The sequence below is a fragment of the Nonomuraea sp. NPDC049758 genome, from assembly GCF_040674635.1.
Lineage (GTDB): Bacteria > Actinomycetota > Actinomycetes > Streptosporangiales > Streptosporangiaceae > Nonomuraea.
In genome coordinates, this window is the sequence record NZ_JBFAMZ010000023.1 from 1 (window position 1) to 15,706 (window position 15,706).

General features: G+C 69.6%; 9 protein-coding genes and 2 pseudogenes. 5 read left to right on the forward strand and 6 right to left on the reverse strand.

All coding sequences use genetic code 11. The annotated features are described in order from the left end of the window. The 5 genes and pseudogenes from AB0J46_RS41910 to AB0J46_RS41930 form a co-directional block, all read left to right on the forward strand. Positions 1–237, forward strand: a pseudogene (locus AB0J46_RS41910) (alpha/beta hydrolase); the annotation flags it as partial. 542 nt (positions 238–779) lie between these two features. Continuing rightward, positions 780–2,114 (forward strand): pentapeptide repeat-containing protein, encoded by a 1,335-nt coding sequence (locus tag AB0J46_RS41915; RefSeq protein WP_364340525.1) that lies wholly within the window; start codon positions 780–782, stop codon positions 2,112–2,114. 192 nt (positions 2,115–2,306) lie between these two features. Next, positions 2,307–2,768, forward strand: coding sequence for a hypothetical protein (locus AB0J46_RS41920; RefSeq protein ID WP_364340527.1), 462 nt, complete (start codon positions 2,307–2,309; stop codon positions 2,766–2,768). Then, a complete protein-coding gene (locus tag AB0J46_RS41925; RefSeq protein ID WP_364340529.1) occupies positions 2,765–5,332 on the forward strand; it encodes a tetratricopeptide repeat protein in 2,568 nt (855 codons plus the stop codon). Before AB0J46_RS41920 ends, AB0J46_RS41925 begins: the two co-directional genes overlap by 4 nt. 137 nt (positions 5,333–5,469) lie before the next feature. Continuing rightward, positions 5,470–6,309: a recombinase family protein gene (locus AB0J46_RS41930; protein ID WP_364340531.1), complete on the forward strand. Its 840-nt coding sequence runs from the start codon at positions 5,470–5,472 to the stop codon at positions 6,307–6,309. 14 nt (positions 6,310–6,323) lie between these two features. Here the strand turns inward: AB0J46_RS41930 and AB0J46_RS41935 are convergent. From AB0J46_RS41935 to AB0J46_RS41960, 6 genes and pseudogenes are all read right to left on the reverse strand, one after another. After that, positions 6,324–6,890: pseudogene (locus AB0J46_RS41935) on the reverse strand (hypothetical protein); the annotation flags it as partial. 838 nt (positions 6,891–7,728) lie between these two features. Beyond that, positions 7,729–8,949 carry an MFS transporter gene (locus tag AB0J46_RS41940; RefSeq protein WP_364340533.1) on the reverse strand — a complete coding sequence of 407 codons (1,221 nt, stop codon included), beginning with the start codon at positions 8,947–8,949 and terminating at the stop codon, positions 7,729–7,731. Between the two features lie 73 nt (positions 8,950–9,022). Further along, entirely contained in the window at positions 9,023–9,760 is a 738-nt protein-coding gene (locus AB0J46_RS41945) for an alpha/beta fold hydrolase (RefSeq protein WP_364340535.1), read from the reverse strand. Between the two features lie 2 nt (positions 9,761–9,762). Beyond that, a complete protein-coding gene (gntD, locus tag AB0J46_RS41950; RefSeq protein ID WP_364340537.1) occupies positions 9,763–10,797 on the reverse strand; it encodes a guanitoxin biosynthesis L-enduracididine beta-hydroxylase GntD in 1,035 nt (344 codons plus the stop codon). Positions 10,798–10,799: 2 nt separating this feature from the next. Continuing rightward, entirely contained in the window at positions 10,800–14,627 is a 3,828-nt protein-coding gene (locus AB0J46_RS41955) for an amino acid adenylation domain-containing protein (protein ID WP_364340539.1), read from the reverse strand. Continuing rightward, on the reverse strand, positions 14,624–15,652 hold the full coding sequence (locus AB0J46_RS41960) for an ornithine cyclodeaminase family protein (protein ID WP_364340541.1): 1,029 nt from the start codon (positions 15,650–15,652) through the stop codon (positions 14,624–14,626). Before AB0J46_RS41960 ends, AB0J46_RS41955 begins: the two co-directional genes overlap by 4 nt. Between the last annotated feature and the right edge of the window lie 54 nt (positions 15,653–15,706).

The window sequence follows — 15,706 nt, forward strand, 5'->3', positions numbered from 1 at the left end:
GAGATGGATCGAGCCAACCGTGAGCATGGCGCGCAGCTCGCGATGCCGGTCGGCGTCATCTCACAGGACTGGGGCTCCCAGCTCGGCTTCGACGCCGCATCGCTGTGGCGGGCCTGGGCACCGGACCTGACCTACCAGCCGACCGCATCCGGGCACTTCATGGCCGAAGAGAACCCCGACGAGATCGCCGCCTTCATCACCACCCTTGCGAGGCGCCCGAGCGTGCGGACCCACTGATCGCACCCACATCGCCCGCTGCTCGGGTCCGTGCGACCAAGTGCAAAGTAGCGAGTAGGGGCAGGTCGGAGCCTTGGTCGAAGAGGGGCTCCGGACTCCCGGCACCTCAAGTTCCCGCACCCACCGACTGGTAGATCGGGACTGCTGTCCCGTTCTATCGTAGTTCCAACGTCACTCTCAGCTACTTTGCGGCTGGTGACGCGGACCCGAGCGGAGGGCCACCCACGTGGTCTGTACGTCCGAGGCGGACGTACAGACCGCTTCACGCATCCGTGCAGCCTTCGGAAACCGGCAGTCGTCCTCGGCGGCATTCAGGCCGCGCAGGCTTTCGGGACGGGTTTCGGGACGATCGTTCCTGCGGGAACGCGATCATGGGCTTAGCCCAGCCGCACTGTCTCGCAAACGACCATTTCGGGGACGGCCCTCAGGCGCAGGCCGCGGGGGTTCCACAAACCCGACCGCGCGTGAGGGCTGTCCGGCCGCCCATACGAGTTGAGCGCTTCGGCTGGATGCTCTGCGTGGCAGGAGGTGGAATCGGGTGTATGGGTCTTCTCCGGCGCTCACCTCTGCCGACTGCGCGTCCGCCCGACCTGCGTCCGCCGCGTTCGATGTGGTGGTGGGCACTTCCTGCGGCGCTGCTAGTCGGTGCGGCGGCCTGGGGTGTCAGCGCCTGGCTGCTGCAGGACCTGGACAAGCTGCCCACTCTCGCCGAGCGGGTGTCGGCCCGAATTGAGGCCGCCCGTACCGCACTGGCCGCCGCGGCCGGGGTCGGCGCTGCGGTGACGCTGCTGCTGGCCATGCGCCGCCAGCGGCATCAGGAGCTGGCCACCGCGCACACCACGCACGACGCTGCCGAGCGCAGGGTCACCGAGCTCTACACCAAGGCCGCCGAGCAACTCGGCAACGACCAGGCTCCGGTCCGCCTGGCCGGCCTGTACGCGCTGGAGCGCCTGGCCCAGGACACTCCCGCGCTGCGCCAGACGATCGCGGAAGTGATCTGCTCCTACCTGCGCATGCCGTACACGCCGCCACGCGAGGACCGCGAAGAGAAGATCCGAGCACCGCAGCGCGCAGCCCGCGCCGGCAGGCCGACCCGAGCGGGCACCAACGGCGGCCGTGATCCGCAGGAGGAACGCCAGGTCCGCCTCACGGCGCAACGCATTCTCCTGGCCCATCTGCGCTACGACGACTCCCCGGCTCTCCACCACTGGTGGCCGGCCCGCCATCTGGACCGCAACACGCGCCACTGGCCCGACATTCGTCTCGACCTCGCCAGGGCCGTCCTCATCGACTTCGATCTCCGCGCTTGCCGCCTCGGCGATGCCGATTTCCGCAACGCGACCTTCACCGGCAACGCCCGGTTCGGTGAGGCGACTTTCACCGGCAACGCCCAGTTCGGCGGAGCGACCTTCACTCGCGACGCCTGGTTCGGCGGAGCGACCTTCACCCGCGACGCCGGCTTCAGCAAGGCGACCTTCACCCGCGACGCCGGCTTCAGCAAGGCGACCTTCACCGGCGACGCCGGGTTCGGCGGAGCGACCTTCACCGGCAACGCCTGGTTCGACTTCGCGACGTTCACCGGCGACGCCCGGTTCGACTTCGCGACGTTCACCGGCGACACCTGGTTCGACTTCGCGACGTTCACCGGCGACGCACTGTTCTACGAAGCGGCGGGACTGGAGATGGCGCGCCTGAGCTGTGTGCGGGTGGCGCCGGTGGCCAGGGACGTCGAGCGGGTATGGCCGCCGGACTGGCGGGTGGAGGCGGACGCGGACGGGTGGCAGGGGCTGCGTCTGGCGTCCGACCCGGTGCCGGGCGAGCTGGCGGAGGAGGCAGGCGCGGCAGGGAGCGAGCCAGGCCCAGGGGCAGCGGGTTGACGGTCCCGAAACTCAACCTTGCCGACCAGGTTTCCGGGATGAGTTTCGGGACGCCCGTTCCTGCGGAACACGATCACGAGCCTGGCCCTGCCGACCGTCCCGCAAACGACCGATTCGCAGAGGCTGAGAGAACCGGTAACGCCTTCGCTACTTCAGCTCCCCAAACCGCCGGGTCGGGGGCACCCTGGAGACATGTCGAAGACGCCGCCTGAGGCGGGACCTGCGTCGGGTTCGCGGTTGTGGCGGGTCGTGGCGATCGCCGCGGTCGTCTTGCTGGGAGCCTGTCTGGCGGCCGGAGTGCTGTGGTTCTTCGCCGACCCGCTACACCTGCCCGACCAGGTACTCCAGGTGCTGGATCAGCGAGCCAGCGTGGTCGGCATGTTCACCGGCATGGCGCTAGGGGCGGCCGCCCTGGTGGTCGCCGTGGTGGCGTTGCGGGCGCAACTGCGCGCCGAACACACACCGACAGGGGGCGGGCTTAGTACACCACCTGCAGTATCGGCTTCTGGCGAGCGGGCGGTCGCACTCGGCGGCGACAACTCCGGCATCATCTCGACCGGTGACGGCGCGCGAAATGTACAGATGCGAGCCGATGCCTCCGGGGAAGGCCGGGTGTACCAGGCAGGCGGCGACCAGACCATCAACGAACGATGACCACCCGCCCAGACAATCCCCAAAAGCCGCCGGACGTCCAGATGGATGGTGCCGCTCGTGAGCAGGGCAGCGTCTATCAGGCCGCTCACGACCAGACCATCACCCAGATCATCCAGCAGGGCACACAGCGGCCACTGCCCCAGGTCGACGCTGTGCAGGTCCCCCCTGGGCTGTCGGGCCTGCCGCGCCGCCCTGCAGCGGCCTTCATCGGCCGGGACGCAGCCCTGACCGCCCTACGCCAGACACTGCGGGACACGACGGGGACCGGTGTGATCAGTCAGGCCGTGGTCGGACTGGGCGGCGTCGGCAAGAGCGAACTAGCCCTGCAATACGCCTACCATCATCGCCAGGAGTACCGGCTGGTGTGGTGGATCGACGCCGACGGCCCCGACCTGATCCGGGCCGGGCTGGTGGCCCTGGCCCGAGCGTTGACCTGCGGCATCGACTCGGTGGCCGCCGAGCAGGCCACCGCAGAGGAAGCCTCCGCCTGGGCGCTGAGCTGGCTCAGCACCCAGGCAGGCTGGCTGATCATCTTCGACAACGTCGAAGAGGTCGCCGACATCGAGCCCTATCTGGCCCGCCTGACCCACGGCCACGTACTGATCACCACCCGCCGTGACGTCGGCTGGCAACAGCTTCACACCACACCGCTACGCCTAGATCTGCTGCCCCGCCCCGCCTCCATCACTCTGCTGTCCGACCTGATCGGTCCACCAGGCAACGCCAACGCTTCCGGGCTGGGTGAGCTGGCCGAATGGCTGGGGGACCTGCCCCTGGCGCTGACGCAGGCCGGCGCCTACATCACCCGCACCCCCCGGATGTCCCTGACCAGATACCTAGACCTGCTGAAAACCAGCCCTGCCCGGATGTACGCGGCTGCTCCGGCCGGCGGCGATGTCGAGCGGGTGGTGGCTCGGGTTTGGATGCTCAGCCAGGCTCGTATCCATGCAGTCAGCCCGCTGGCCGGCAACCTACTGAATGTGCTGGCCTGCTTCGCCCCCGACAATCTGCCCTGCACCGTCCTGACCGGCTTCCATGACGCCGACGAACTGCAGGTCGACGAGGCGCTGGCACTGCTGGCCTCCTACAGCCTGATCACCCTCACCACCAGCCTGGGACAAGGCCTCACACCTGCCCACAGTGAGGACTTGGTCAGCGTGCACCGGCTCATCCAGGCCGTCACCCTGTCCCAGCTCACCCCGACCCAGCGCGACAGCGTCCGTCACAACGCAGCCGACCTCCTGCTGGCTGTTCTTCGCGAGGATCCGGGCAATCCAAGCAACTGGTCTGTCTATCGCTCTCTCCTGCCGCACGCTCGAATTGTCCTGCCGCTCGATTCAGCAGGGCTGCGCCAGGTGGTCGACTACCTCAGCGCCAGCGGCGACTACACCGCCGCTGTACACCTCCAGCAGCAGATCCACACTCATGCGACCAGCACGTTGGGGGTTGACCACCCCCATACCCTGGCCGCCCGGCACAACCTCGCCTCCTGCACAGGGCAGGCGGGCGATGCCGCTGCCGCCCGTGACCAACTCGCCGCTCTGCTCCCCGTTCGCGAACGCGTGCTCGGTGCCGAACACCCCCACACCTTGAGCACCCGGCACTACCTTGCCGACTGGACAGGACAGGCAGGCGACGCCGCGGCCGCCCGCGACCAACTCGCCGCCCTGCTCCCCGTTCGCGAACGCGTGCTCGGCGCCGAACACCCCCACACCCTGATCACCCGGCACTACCTTGCCGACTGGACAGGACAGGCAGGCGACGCCGCCGCCGCCCGCGACCAACTCGCCGCCCTGCTCCCCATCCACGAACGCGTCAACTGCGCCGAACACCCCCACGTCCAGATCCCCCAGCACTACCTCATCTTGATGGCTCGGCACTTCCTTGCCGACTGGACGGGAAAGGCGGGCGACGCGGCCGCCGCCCGCGACCAACTCGCCGCCCTGCTCCCCATCCACGAACGCGTCGATGGCGCTGAACACCCCCACACCCTGAACGCCAGAAATATGCTCGCCAACTGGACAGGACAGGCGGGCGACGCGGCCGCCGCCCGCGATCAACTCGCCGCCCTGCTCCCCGTTCGCGAACGCGTGCTCGGCGCCGAACACCCCCACACCCTGATCACCCGGCACTACCTTGCCGATTGGACAGGACAGGCGGGCGACGCGGCCGCCGCCCGCGACCAACTCGCCGCCCTGCTCCCCATCCACGAACGCGTTGACGGCGCTGAACACCCCCACACCCTGAACGCCAGAAATATGCTCGCCAACTGGATAGGACAGGCGGGCGACGCCGCCGCCGCCCGCGACCAACTCGCCGCCCTGCTACCGCTCCAAGAGCGCGTGCTCGGCGCCGAACACCCCCACATCCTGATCACCCGGCATCTGCTCGCCAACTGGACAGGACAGGCGGGCGACGCCGCCGCCGCCCGCGACCAGCTCACCGCCCTGCTACCGCTCCAAGAGCGCGTGCTCGGCGCCGAACACCCCCACATCCCGAATGCCAAAGGTTTGCTCGCCTTCTGGACTGAGCAGGCAGGTGATGCTGGGTCGAGTGGTGGTTGAATTCTTCATTTAACGATCGTTTTTTGAAGGGTGGGCCAGACCCGCCTTCAGAAGTCCCCGGAAGTCTTCAAAAACTCGTTCAACAACCTCGGCGATTCAACAACCCTCAAACACCGTTTGTTGACAAGATGGCGGGCGTGACCGACGCCCTGCAACTGCCCGCCGACCCGCTGGCCGCCTTCCCCGCCCACCGCAGCGAGATCCGCATCGGCTACGCCCGCGTCTCCACCGCCGGCCAGAACCTCGAACGACAGCTCGACGCCCTCAAAGCCGCCGGCTGCCGGCGCGTGTTCGCCGACAAGAAATCAGGCAAGACCGCCGAACGGCCCGAGCTCGCGGCCTGCCACGCGTGCCTGACCGAAGGCGACACCCTGGTCGTCCCGAGCCTCGACCGCTACGGCCGTTCCCTGGCCGACCTCATCACCATGGTCGGCGAACTGCGCCGCCGCGAGATTGGCTTCACCTCGCTGCACGAGAACCTCGACACCACCACCCCTGGCGGCCGGCTCATTTTCCACGTCTTCGCCGCCCTGGCCGAGTTCATCCGCGAGCTCATCGTCGCCGGCACCCGCGACGGCCTGGCCGCCGCGCGTGCCCGCGGCCGCACCGGCGGCCGCCCCACCGTCATCACCCCCGAGCTGCTGCGCGCAGCCCGCGACATGCTGCCCAACCCGGCCAACTCGATCACCTCGATCGCCAAACTGCTCGGCGTATCGCCGGGGACGCTGTACAACCACATCCCTGACCTGCGCCAACTCCGCAAAGGCGGCTCCAGCAAGGTGTGCCGCTCGAATATTGAGTTTCGCGGCTTGAGCTGCGGTTACGCGGCGCGGTGGTATTCGTTGATCGTGCCTGTAGCGACGGGTTTTCGGCGGATGGATCGAAGGTCGTTGAGGTCGATCACCTCGGGGGAGGGCTGTGTTGCGATGTCCGGAGGACGCTGTTGCCGTGACTGGTGCGGCCGGTGCCCATTGTAATGAATCAGATACTCCTGGAGCATGAGAGCCAGGTGGCGGTCATCGAGGATCAGGATGCGGTCCAGGAGTTCGCGGCGCAGGGTGCCGATGACCCGCTCGCAGACGGCGTTCATCCGAGGAGTCCTGGGCAGCGTGGTGATGACCTGCAGTCCTTCAGCTGTGAAGACCGCGCTGAAGGCGGCGGTGAAGAGTGGATCGCGATCGTGGATCAAAAACCGGAGTTCGGCGATGCGATTGCCCAGCTCCATCGCCAGGTTGCGGGCTTGCTGCATCACCCATGCTCCGGTCGGGTGCGCGGTTACTCCGGCCAGGTGCACTTTCCGGGTGCCGTGCTCGATAAAGACCAGCACATACAGCCGCTTGAGCAGCATCGTCTCGACCACCAGGAAGTCGCAGGCGATGATCGCGTGGGCTTGGGCGGTCAGGAATTGCCGCCAGGTCGGCCCGGCCCGGCGGGGCGCCGGATCGATACCTGCGGCGTGGAGGATCTCCCACACCGTGGAGGCCGCGATCCGGTAGCCCAGCCGAGCCAATTCGCCTTGAATTCTCCGATGTCCCCAGGTCGGGTTCTCCCGCGCCATCCGAGTAATCAGTGCCTTGACCGGCTGGCGGGTGCCGGGCCGTCCCGGGCGCCGCCTGTCAGTGAAGGTCCACTTACGCGCCACGAGGCTACGGTGCCAACGCAGGATCGTCGCCGGGGTGACCGGGAACACCTCCGCCCACCGGCGGCGGGGGATCAGCCGCGACAACGCCGCCAGCCAGAGCCTGTCGGCGTGACCCCACTGCGACCGGCCGCCGAGCTGACGACGGAGCACCTGGTTCTCGTGACGGAGCACCAGCAGCTCCGCGTCCTTGGACAGTTCAGAACGGACCAGCACTGCCAGCAGGCCGAACAGGCATCTCACCAACCGGTAGACAAGGGTTAACAACACCTTGCGATGGTTACAGCCACGGCCCTGGTTGCGCAGCAAAATCCCAGCTCACAGCACGAAACCGTGTTTTCGAGCGGGACACGACCCCGCGAGAATCAGCCCGACGAACTGACCTGGACTTACGCGATGGGATAACGGCCAAACTCGAGATCAAGACCGTTCCCTCCTCCCTCCCTTGCACGACCCCGGCCAGGTGATCGACATGACCTCCCGGATTCACCGCCGAAGGACCGTCACAGGACTGATCAACGAGTACCGCAGAGCAGCTTGATCGCTCTACGAACGCCCAGCTCAGCAACAGTATTCGCGTTTTGGCGCCGCACAGGTCATGCACAGACCACCGTCACCACTGACAAACTCATCGACCCATCAACATTTCGGCAAGAGCTGTGAAATGTCACCTGATTTTCACTCAGAGTGGACGACGGCCTCGCGCCCGGGATACGACAGGGTGCGTCGGGAAGGCGACGCGGCGTGAAGGAGCGGCTCAGGACGCCTTCGCGTCCACCAGGCGTCTGAAGGCCAAGAGGGCAGCGAGGAGGAGTATCACGAGGGCCGCGCCGGCCAGGAGGGCGAGTCCGGGCGTCGCCTTCTCGATGATGACCCCTGCCGCCGCCGCGCCGATCGCCACGCCCACATTGTTGGCGGTGTTCACCCAGGTCGTGGCCTCGGTACGGTTGGCGTCGGAAACGCTGTCGTCCACCGCCACGTACACCACGATGAGGGCGGGGGCGATTGCTGCGCCCATCAGCGCCAGGCACAGGCCGAGCGGGACGAGGTCGGAGACCAGACCGGTGAGCGCCGTCGTGGCCGCAGTGACCGCCAGCAGCCCCGCCATCTGGGTGGACAGCCGCGCGGTGTGACGGAGACGTCCCCACACCAGGCCGCCCAAGCCGCTGCCAGCGGCCAGCACCGCCAGCAGGACGCCCGCGGCCACGGGGTTGCCCGCGGCGTCGGCCCGCGCGACAACGACCACGTCGACCGGGCCCAGGCCGGCCCCGATCCCCAGCACGACCAGCACGAGCAGGATGAAGCCGCCGGAGGAGAACGGCCCAAGCAGGCTGCTGACCCGCCGGCCCTCGTCCTCCTTGGCGACGAAGGTCTGGCGGGCGGCGGGCGAGGCGGCCAGACCCGCGGTGCCGGCCAAGAGCAGCAAGCCCATCGTGACGGTGGAGACGCCGGCACCGGCGACGCCGATCAGCGCGCCGGCGACGACAGGTCCGAGGGCGAACAGGGCCTCTTCCGCGACGGTGTCCAGGCTGAAGGCCCGATGGCGGGCATCGGTGTCAGGGGTGAGGGCGGCCCAAACAGCGCGCATTGCCGGTCCGAGCGGCGGCGCGCAGACTCCAGTGAGGACGCTCAGCGCGATGTGCACGAGGGCCGAGGAGGTGCCGGACATCGCCCAGGCGAACACGAAGAGCACCACGGTGCAGGCTAGAGCCAAGGGGATCAGCACCCTGCGCTGGCCGAGCCGGTCCACGAACCGCGACTTCACCGGCGCCGACAGGCTGGCCAACGAGTATGCCCCGAGGGCGCTTCCGGCGACTGCGAACGACCCGGTGGCCTCCTCCACGCCGAACAACAGGATCAAAGGAAGCATCGCGTAGGAGAGCCGACCCAAGACCGCCGCCGTGAACGCGCGAGCGACGCCGGGAAGGCGTAAGACCGTGGCGTAGGTGGGCGGGGCCGGGGTCTGCTGCTGATTCATGTCCATTCCTCGGGTCGGGATTGTGAGTCGATCGCTCGCCAGGATTAGCACAGCCGGGGCGCATTGGCGATCTTCATGCCGCCACCGTGCCGTCGACGTCCTCGACGAGCCGGGCAATGACGTGCTCGCGCGCGTCGTGGACGAAGAAATGGCCGCCGGGGAAACCGCGCAGGCCGAGCGGCCCGGCCACGGCCGCCGCCCACTGCCTGCGCAGCCGGTCGGGATCGGGAACCTCGTCGATCCCGTAGTAGACCAGCATGGGCGTGCTGAGGGGCGGCCCAGCCGGGTGGTGGCGGTAGTCGGCGATGACCTCGTAGTCCGCTCGCAGGACGGGCAACATCAGGCTCATGAGCTCGTCGTTGCCCAGCGCCTCGGCCGGGACGACGCCGTCGTCCGCCAGTTCGGCGAGCAGGGTCTCGTCCGGGACGTCCTCGTAGGGCGGCAGGGCCGCGATGGTGCCCGGCGCCTCAGTGCCCGAGGCGATGACGAGCGCGACGGGACGGCCCTGCGCCTCCAGTCGCCGTGCGACCTCGAAGGCGAGCAGGCCGCCCATGCTGTGGCCGAACAGCGTCACCCGCGCTCCGAGATACGGCTCGATCCCGGCAGCAAGCTCCTCCAGGAGCGGGGCGAACGCGGTGGTGGCCCGTTCCTGGTACCGTCCCGCTCGGCCCGGCAGACAGGCGGCGACGACGTCCACGCCGGGCAGGCGTCCGGCCCAGTCTCGGTAGTCGCTCGCGGCGCCGCCCGCGTAGGGGAAGCAGATCAGCCGGTGGGGCCGGGTGAGCGGCCGTCCGAACGTCGTGTACGTCATGCTCACACCGCCAGGCCGGTTACCGTCCGCGCGGCCATCCGCTGCCGCCGCAGGTCCCTGGTCACGCTCACGCGCTTGAGCCAGCGGTCCCGCCCGTCGTAGCGCGCGTGGAAGGGCCGACGCCCGTGGACCGCCCGGAAGTTGTCCAGCACGAGCACGTCGCCCGCGCCGAGCACGACCTCCCGCAGGCTGCCGTCGATGAGTGCGCACACCTCCCGCAGCGCCTCGGTGGCGCTCGCGGAGCCGGGCATCGGCGTCATGTACGCGGGATCTATGCGCAGGTACGGCCGCTCCTCGGGCCCAAAGAGCACAGGGGTGGGCGGCGGATCGGTGACCCGCCGCTGGATGTCCGTGAAATGCCCGGCTCGTTCGGCGTCGTCCGAGCTGTCCGGGTTGCGGGTGCTCAGGTGGGAGTCGTCAGGAAGGATGTGGAAGAGGGGCTCGGCGAGCACCGCGCGGATACGCGGCGGCAGCAGGGTGACGTCCGGCACGGACACCGTGGTGCTGACGCCGTCGTCGTTGCGCAGGCACAGCAGGCCGAGATAGTCGCAGCGTGACTCGTGGAAGGCGTCCTCGGTGTGCCACAACAGCTCAGTGGTGCTGCTCGAACCCAGTTGCACATGTTCGTCGCCCTGCGTCGGAAGGATGTCGTGCACCAGCTGGCCGCCCTGCTGCGTCCGCCACGCGTACGGCTGCCCAAGCGGCGCGGTGAGCAGCAGGAGCAGCAGTTCCTCACGCGGCTGGGCGGCGGCGTGGTGCCAACTCGTCGGCGTCGGGCCGATGCCGCGGTCGTCTACCTGGTAGCCGGACATCACCAGGCCGACCGGCGACTCCCACAGTCTCATCGAGTCGAGCGGGCCCTGGAGGGCGGGCGGCAGCCGCCTGGCCAAGTCATGGGCGATCTCCACGAGCTGTTCCGCCGAGCCGCTTCCCGCTCGCCGCTCCATCTCCGTCAGCAACTCGTCGAGGTGGCCGAGGTCCGGCTCGGCCAAGCGGATCCGCAGGATCCCGTCGCTGTCTCCCCTGGCGTGCGACATGGTCAGCTGTCCTTTCCGCGGGTTCGGGTGGTGCACAACTCGGCGAGTTCCTCGATGGTCTGGTTCTGGAACAGGTCTCTCAGGCTGAGGCGCAGTCCGGCCTCGGCGGCGCGGGCGATGACGAGGGTGGCCATGAGGGAGTTGCCGCCGAGGTCGAAGAAGTTGTCCCGCACGCCCGCGCCGGGCACGTTGAGCACCTCCGCCCAGACGCTGGCCAGCAGCCGTTCCGCCTCGGTGCGCGGTCCGAGGGTGTCCGCGGCGTCCGGCACGCCGGGCGACGGCAACGCGGCGACGTCGAGCTTTCCGCTGACCGTCAACGGAATCGCCGGGACGAGCAGGATCGTCCGTGGCACGAGGTGGTCGGGCAACCGGTCCGACAGGTACTCCCTCAGCTCGTGCACGAGCAGGTCGGACGCTCTGGCCGACGTCGGCGTGTTCGCCGTCGCCCGGTCGCCGGGCGGTGTGACCGGCGGCGGGAACATGTCACGGTACGCGAACTCGCCGATCGCGATGTCGAACGCGCCCTCGGTATGCCCCTGCAGTCGGCTGAACACGACCGGCAGACCACATTCGGCCGCCAGCGCGGCGAACTCGGCGACCGACACAGCTCCGGCGGCCGCGCCGCCGTCGGCACCGCCCGCGCCGTCAACCGTGCCGTCCGTCGCGTCGGCTTGTGAGGTGGAGGCTCCTATGGTGGCGGTGAGGTGGGCGGCGGACAGGGCCGAGGCGCGTACCAAGCGGTTCGGGACACGGGAGAGCAGCAGCCGGCCTTCGTGCGTCAGGGACGCCGCGGCCTCGGACAGGGTGATCGGCTCCAGCGAGCAGTCGCGCCAGCCGGTCACGACCGGCGGCCGGGCGGGGGCGGCCGCCGAGAGGACCACGTCGTAGCGGTAGCGGGTGAGCTCGTTGTCGTACGTCCCCGCCTTCGGCGCGACGGCCACGCCGCCGAGCGAGTGATCGCGGGCGAACCGCTCGAACCACCCAGGCGACAACACCAGCTCGTTCTCCCGTTGCCGCTGCCGCTGGAACTCGGCCCGCAACGCCTCGGGCGAGGCGTCACCGACCCGGGCGCGCGCGACGTCGTAGTGGTAGGCGTCCAAGAGGGTAAGGTCGCGTACGTCCCCGGCGAAGACGTGACCGCCCGGCTGCAGCACCTTGAGCGCGCCGCTCAGCACGTTGCGGAAGTAGTCGGCGCTCGGGAAGTACTGTGCGACCGAGTTGATCAGCACGCAGTCGAAGTCGCCGGGCGCGAAGTCGTCGAACTCGTCGGCCTCCCGGTGCAGGAGCGTGACGCCGTCGATCGGACGCTCGCGCAGCCGGGCGCCCAGGGTCGCCAGCACGCTCGCCGAGAAGTCCGTCCCCACGTAGCGCTCGCAGTCTGGGGCCAGGTTCCACAGGAGCAGGCCGGTGCCGACGCCGATCTCCAGCACCCGGCGGGGCCGCAGCTCGCGGACACGGCCGACGGTGTTCCGCAGCCATTCGCGCATCTCCTCGGCGGACAGTGGGAGACCGGTGAAACTGCTGATCCAGCCGGAGATGTCGAACGTCGGATCCACGCGCGCCCGTTCGGCGTTGGTCTCCTGGAAGATCGAGTGCCACTTGTCCACCTGCTCGCGCTCGGCACGGCCGCCGACGCCGGAATCCGCGACCACGTAGGCCACAAGGGCGGTCTGGCCCTGTGGGGCGGCGTGCCCGACGACCGCGCTCTCCCGTACGCCTGGGTGCCGGGTCAGGGTGGCGGCGACCTCGCCTGGTTCGACCCGGAATCCGCGGATCTTGAGCTGGTCGTCCAGCCTCCCGCGGAACTCCAGCGTCCCGTCCGCGCGCCACCGTCCGAGGTCGCCGGTCCGGTAGACGACGCGGCCGGTCCTGAACGGGTCGGCCACGAACCGACGCGCCGTCAGCTCGGGGCGGTTCCAGTAGCCGCGGGCCACGCCCGCGCCACCGATCCAGATCTCGCCTTCAACGCCGATCGGGGCGAGCTTGCCGGCGTGGTCGACGACGTAGGCATAGGCGTTCCCGACGGGCCTGCCGATCGAGGGCTCGTCCGTGCCGTCTACATGGCACACGGTCGCGTCGACGGTGCACTCGGTCGGGCCGTACAGGTTGACGAAGCGGGTCCCCGGCACCCGCCGCATCGCCGACCACAACGACCGGTCGGCCGCCTCGCCGCCCACCATGACCAGGCCGGGCGCCGGGCTCCTGCCGTCGAACAGCCCCAGGGACAGCAGCAGCTCCAGTTGCGACGGCGTAACGTTGAGGATGTCGATGCGCCGGTCGCGCACGTACGCGGCCAGTTCGTGGGTGTCCCGCCGCACCTCGTCCGGGACCAGGTGCAGTTCGTGGCCGCCGTAGATCATCCAGGAGAGCTGGTCGATCGAGGCGTCGAAGCCGAACGAGGCGGTGTGTGCCGCCCGTCTCGCCGGAGCGTCCGGGCCAGCCGCCTCGATTCGGAACTCCGGGCGCATGACCGTGACCAGGTTGACGATGTTGCGGTGCTCGACCAGGACCCCCTTGGGCGTACCGGTCGAGCCCGAGGTGTGGATGAGATACGCGAGCCGAGACGGATCGGACGGCAGGCCGAGGTTGTGCCCGTCCCGCTCACCCCACGGCTCGTCGAGCGCGAGCGCCGGGACGTCCGAGTCGAGCCGGGCGAGCTGGCCGGATCTGGCGAGCAGCAGCGCCGGTTCGACGTCGGCCAGCAGCAGCCGCCACCGTTCCACGGGGTGGGCCGGGTCGAGGGGCACGTAGGCGCCGCCGGCTTTCCACACCGCTAGGATCGCGACCACCGTGCCGGCCTCCCGTCCGGCGCACAACGCCACGCGGGTGTCCGGGCCGACACCCCTGGCCCGCAGCGCGCGAGCCAGGCGGTTGGCGTCGGCGTTCAGCTCGCGGAAAGTCAGGGAAACCTCGCCGCACACCAGCGCGACCGCGTCGGGGCGGCGGCGTACCTCCCGCTCGAACAACTCGTGCGCGCAGAGCGGCTCGACCTCCACGGCCGGGGGAACGAAGGCCGTGAGCAGCCGGTGCCGCTCGGACACGTCCAGGACGGGCAGCTCGCTGAGCCTGGTGCCGGGGTCAGCGGCCACCGCGTCCAGCACTCTGAGGAAGCGCGCGGCGAAGGCTCGCACGGTGTCCGCACCGAACAGGGCCGCGTCGTAGACGACCCGGCCCGACAGCTGCCCCCCGGGCTCGTCGGCTATGTCCAGCCACAGGTCCAGGGCCATGTCCGGCTCCAGGCTCGCCCCGCTGCTGGGAACAGCGCCATCGCCGCCCGGTCCACTGCCCGGGCCGACATCACCCGTGTTCAGGGGCGCGTAGTCGCTCAGCCGGAAGGCCGTCTGGATCAGCGGGTGGCGGCCGGGGATGCGGTTCGGCCGAAGCTCGTCCACGAGACGTTCCAAGGGAGGGTCCCGATGGTCGAGCCCGGCGATCGTCACCTCCCGCACCCTGGCCGTGACCTCGCTGAACGCCGGGTCCCCCCGCAGGTCGGTGCGCAGGACGAGGGTGTTCGCGCGGGCGCCGGCCGGATCCGCGTCACCGGCAAAGAGCCAGCCGACCGCCACGTCGGTCTGCCCGGTCAGCCTCGACAGCAGCGCGCAGAACGCGGCGTTCAGTGTTATGGCAAGCGTCGCATCACCGTGTGCGGAGTGCCGCCGGAGCCCGGCGGCGACATCGGGATTGACAGCGAACGCCACCGCCGCCTCCCGGTACGACGGGGTGGCGGGACGGGGGAAGTCGGTAGGCAGTTCGAGCGCCGCCAGCCCGTTCAGGGCCCTTGTCCAGTAATCGAGGTCGACGGCGTCCGGCGCCGGACGTGAAAGGCTCACTTGCGGCTCCCCGTCACGCCGGCGGCCATCCGGTTGCCCGAGAACGCGTAAGGGTCCACGGCGTCGCCCGGCAGGTGCTCGATCTGCACCTCCGACCCCACCCCGCAGGCCGCCGCCAGCTCCAGGAAGACGTCGAGCGCGACGTGATCCTCCAGCGCGAACCCGGTGGAGTCGAAGACGGTGAGCCGTCCCGTGTACGGCTCGGCCAGCTCCGGCGCGGCGCACAACTCGGCCAACTCCGGGCCGATCTGGTCCGCGCCGAGCCGTTGGCACTCCCCCTCGTGGCGGGCCTGCGCCAGGTGATCGGGGAATACGGCGGCGGCGCGCAGCACGTCTAGCGGCAACTCGGTCTTGCCAGGCAGGTCGGAGCCGACCGCGTTGACGTGCGCGTACGGCTTGAGCCGCCGCCCCTCCAGCACCGGACCGGCACCGACGGGGACCGAGGTCACGGTGCAGATCACGTCGGCGGCCGCCTCGATCGCGGCGATCCCGGCGACACGGACGTCCAGGCCGGTGAAGGCCACCCTGCGGGCTAGGTCGGCCGCGCGGAGCCGGTCGACGTCCGTCACGAGGACCTGCCGCAGCGGCAGCACCCGGCTGATCGCGTGCACCTGGGTGACGGCCTGCGCACCCGCTCCCACCAGGCCGAGGACGGTGCTGCCCGGACGGGCCAGCAGCCGGGTGGCGACGGCGGAGGCCGCTCCAGTGCGCAGGGCGGTGAGCAGCACGCCGTCGCACAACGCCAGGAAACGGCCGGTGACGTCGTCGAAGCGGCACACCGCGCCCAAGATGGTCGGCAGTCCGTACGACGCCGGATTGGCCGGGGAGTAGGCGACGGTTTTGATCGTCACCGCGTTGCCCGCCTCCCGGTGCGGCATCCACTCCAGGACCCCGCTGTCCTGCGCGCAGCGCACGAATCCGGCACGCGGCGGTGTCTCGCCCGGCGCAGCGGACATGCCCGCGAAGGCCTCGGCCAGACGCCGGGTGAGCAGGTCCATCACATGGTCGCGGCCGTAGGTCTCCATGATCGTCGCAAGGTGCCCCTGACCAAGGATCAGTGTTCCCGGCATTGTCCTTAC

What these genes read in the sequence shown, in the direction of transcription:
- AB0J46_RS41915 (WP_364340525.1), top strand. Translation starts at nt 780, where the DNA reads ATGGGTCTTCTCCGGCGCTCACCTCTGCCGACTGCGCGTCCGCCCGAC.
- AB0J46_RS41920 (WP_364340527.1), top strand. Translation starts at nt 2,307, where the DNA reads ATGTCGAAGACGCCGCCTGAGGCGGGACCTGCGTCGGGTTCGCGGTTG.
- AB0J46_RS41940 (WP_364340533.1), bottom strand. Translation starts at nt 8,949, where the DNA reads ATGAATCAGCAGCAGACCCCGGCCCCGCCCACCTACGCCACGGTCTTA.
- AB0J46_RS41925 (WP_364340529.1), top strand. Translation starts at nt 2,765, where the DNA reads ATGACCACCCGCCCAGACAATCCCCAAAAGCCGCCGGACGTCCAGATG.
- AB0J46_RS41960 (WP_364340541.1), bottom strand. Translation starts at nt 15,652, where the DNA reads ATGGAGACCTACGGCCGCGACCATGTGATGGACCTGCTCACCCGGCGT.
- AB0J46_RS41945 (WP_364340535.1), bottom strand. Translation starts at nt 9,760, where the DNA reads ATGACGTACACGACGTTCGGACGGCCGCTCACCCGGCCCCACCGGCTG.
- gntD (WP_364340537.1), bottom strand. Translation starts at nt 10,797, where the DNA reads ATGTCGCACGCCAGGGGAGACAGCGACGGGATCCTGCGGATCCGCTTG.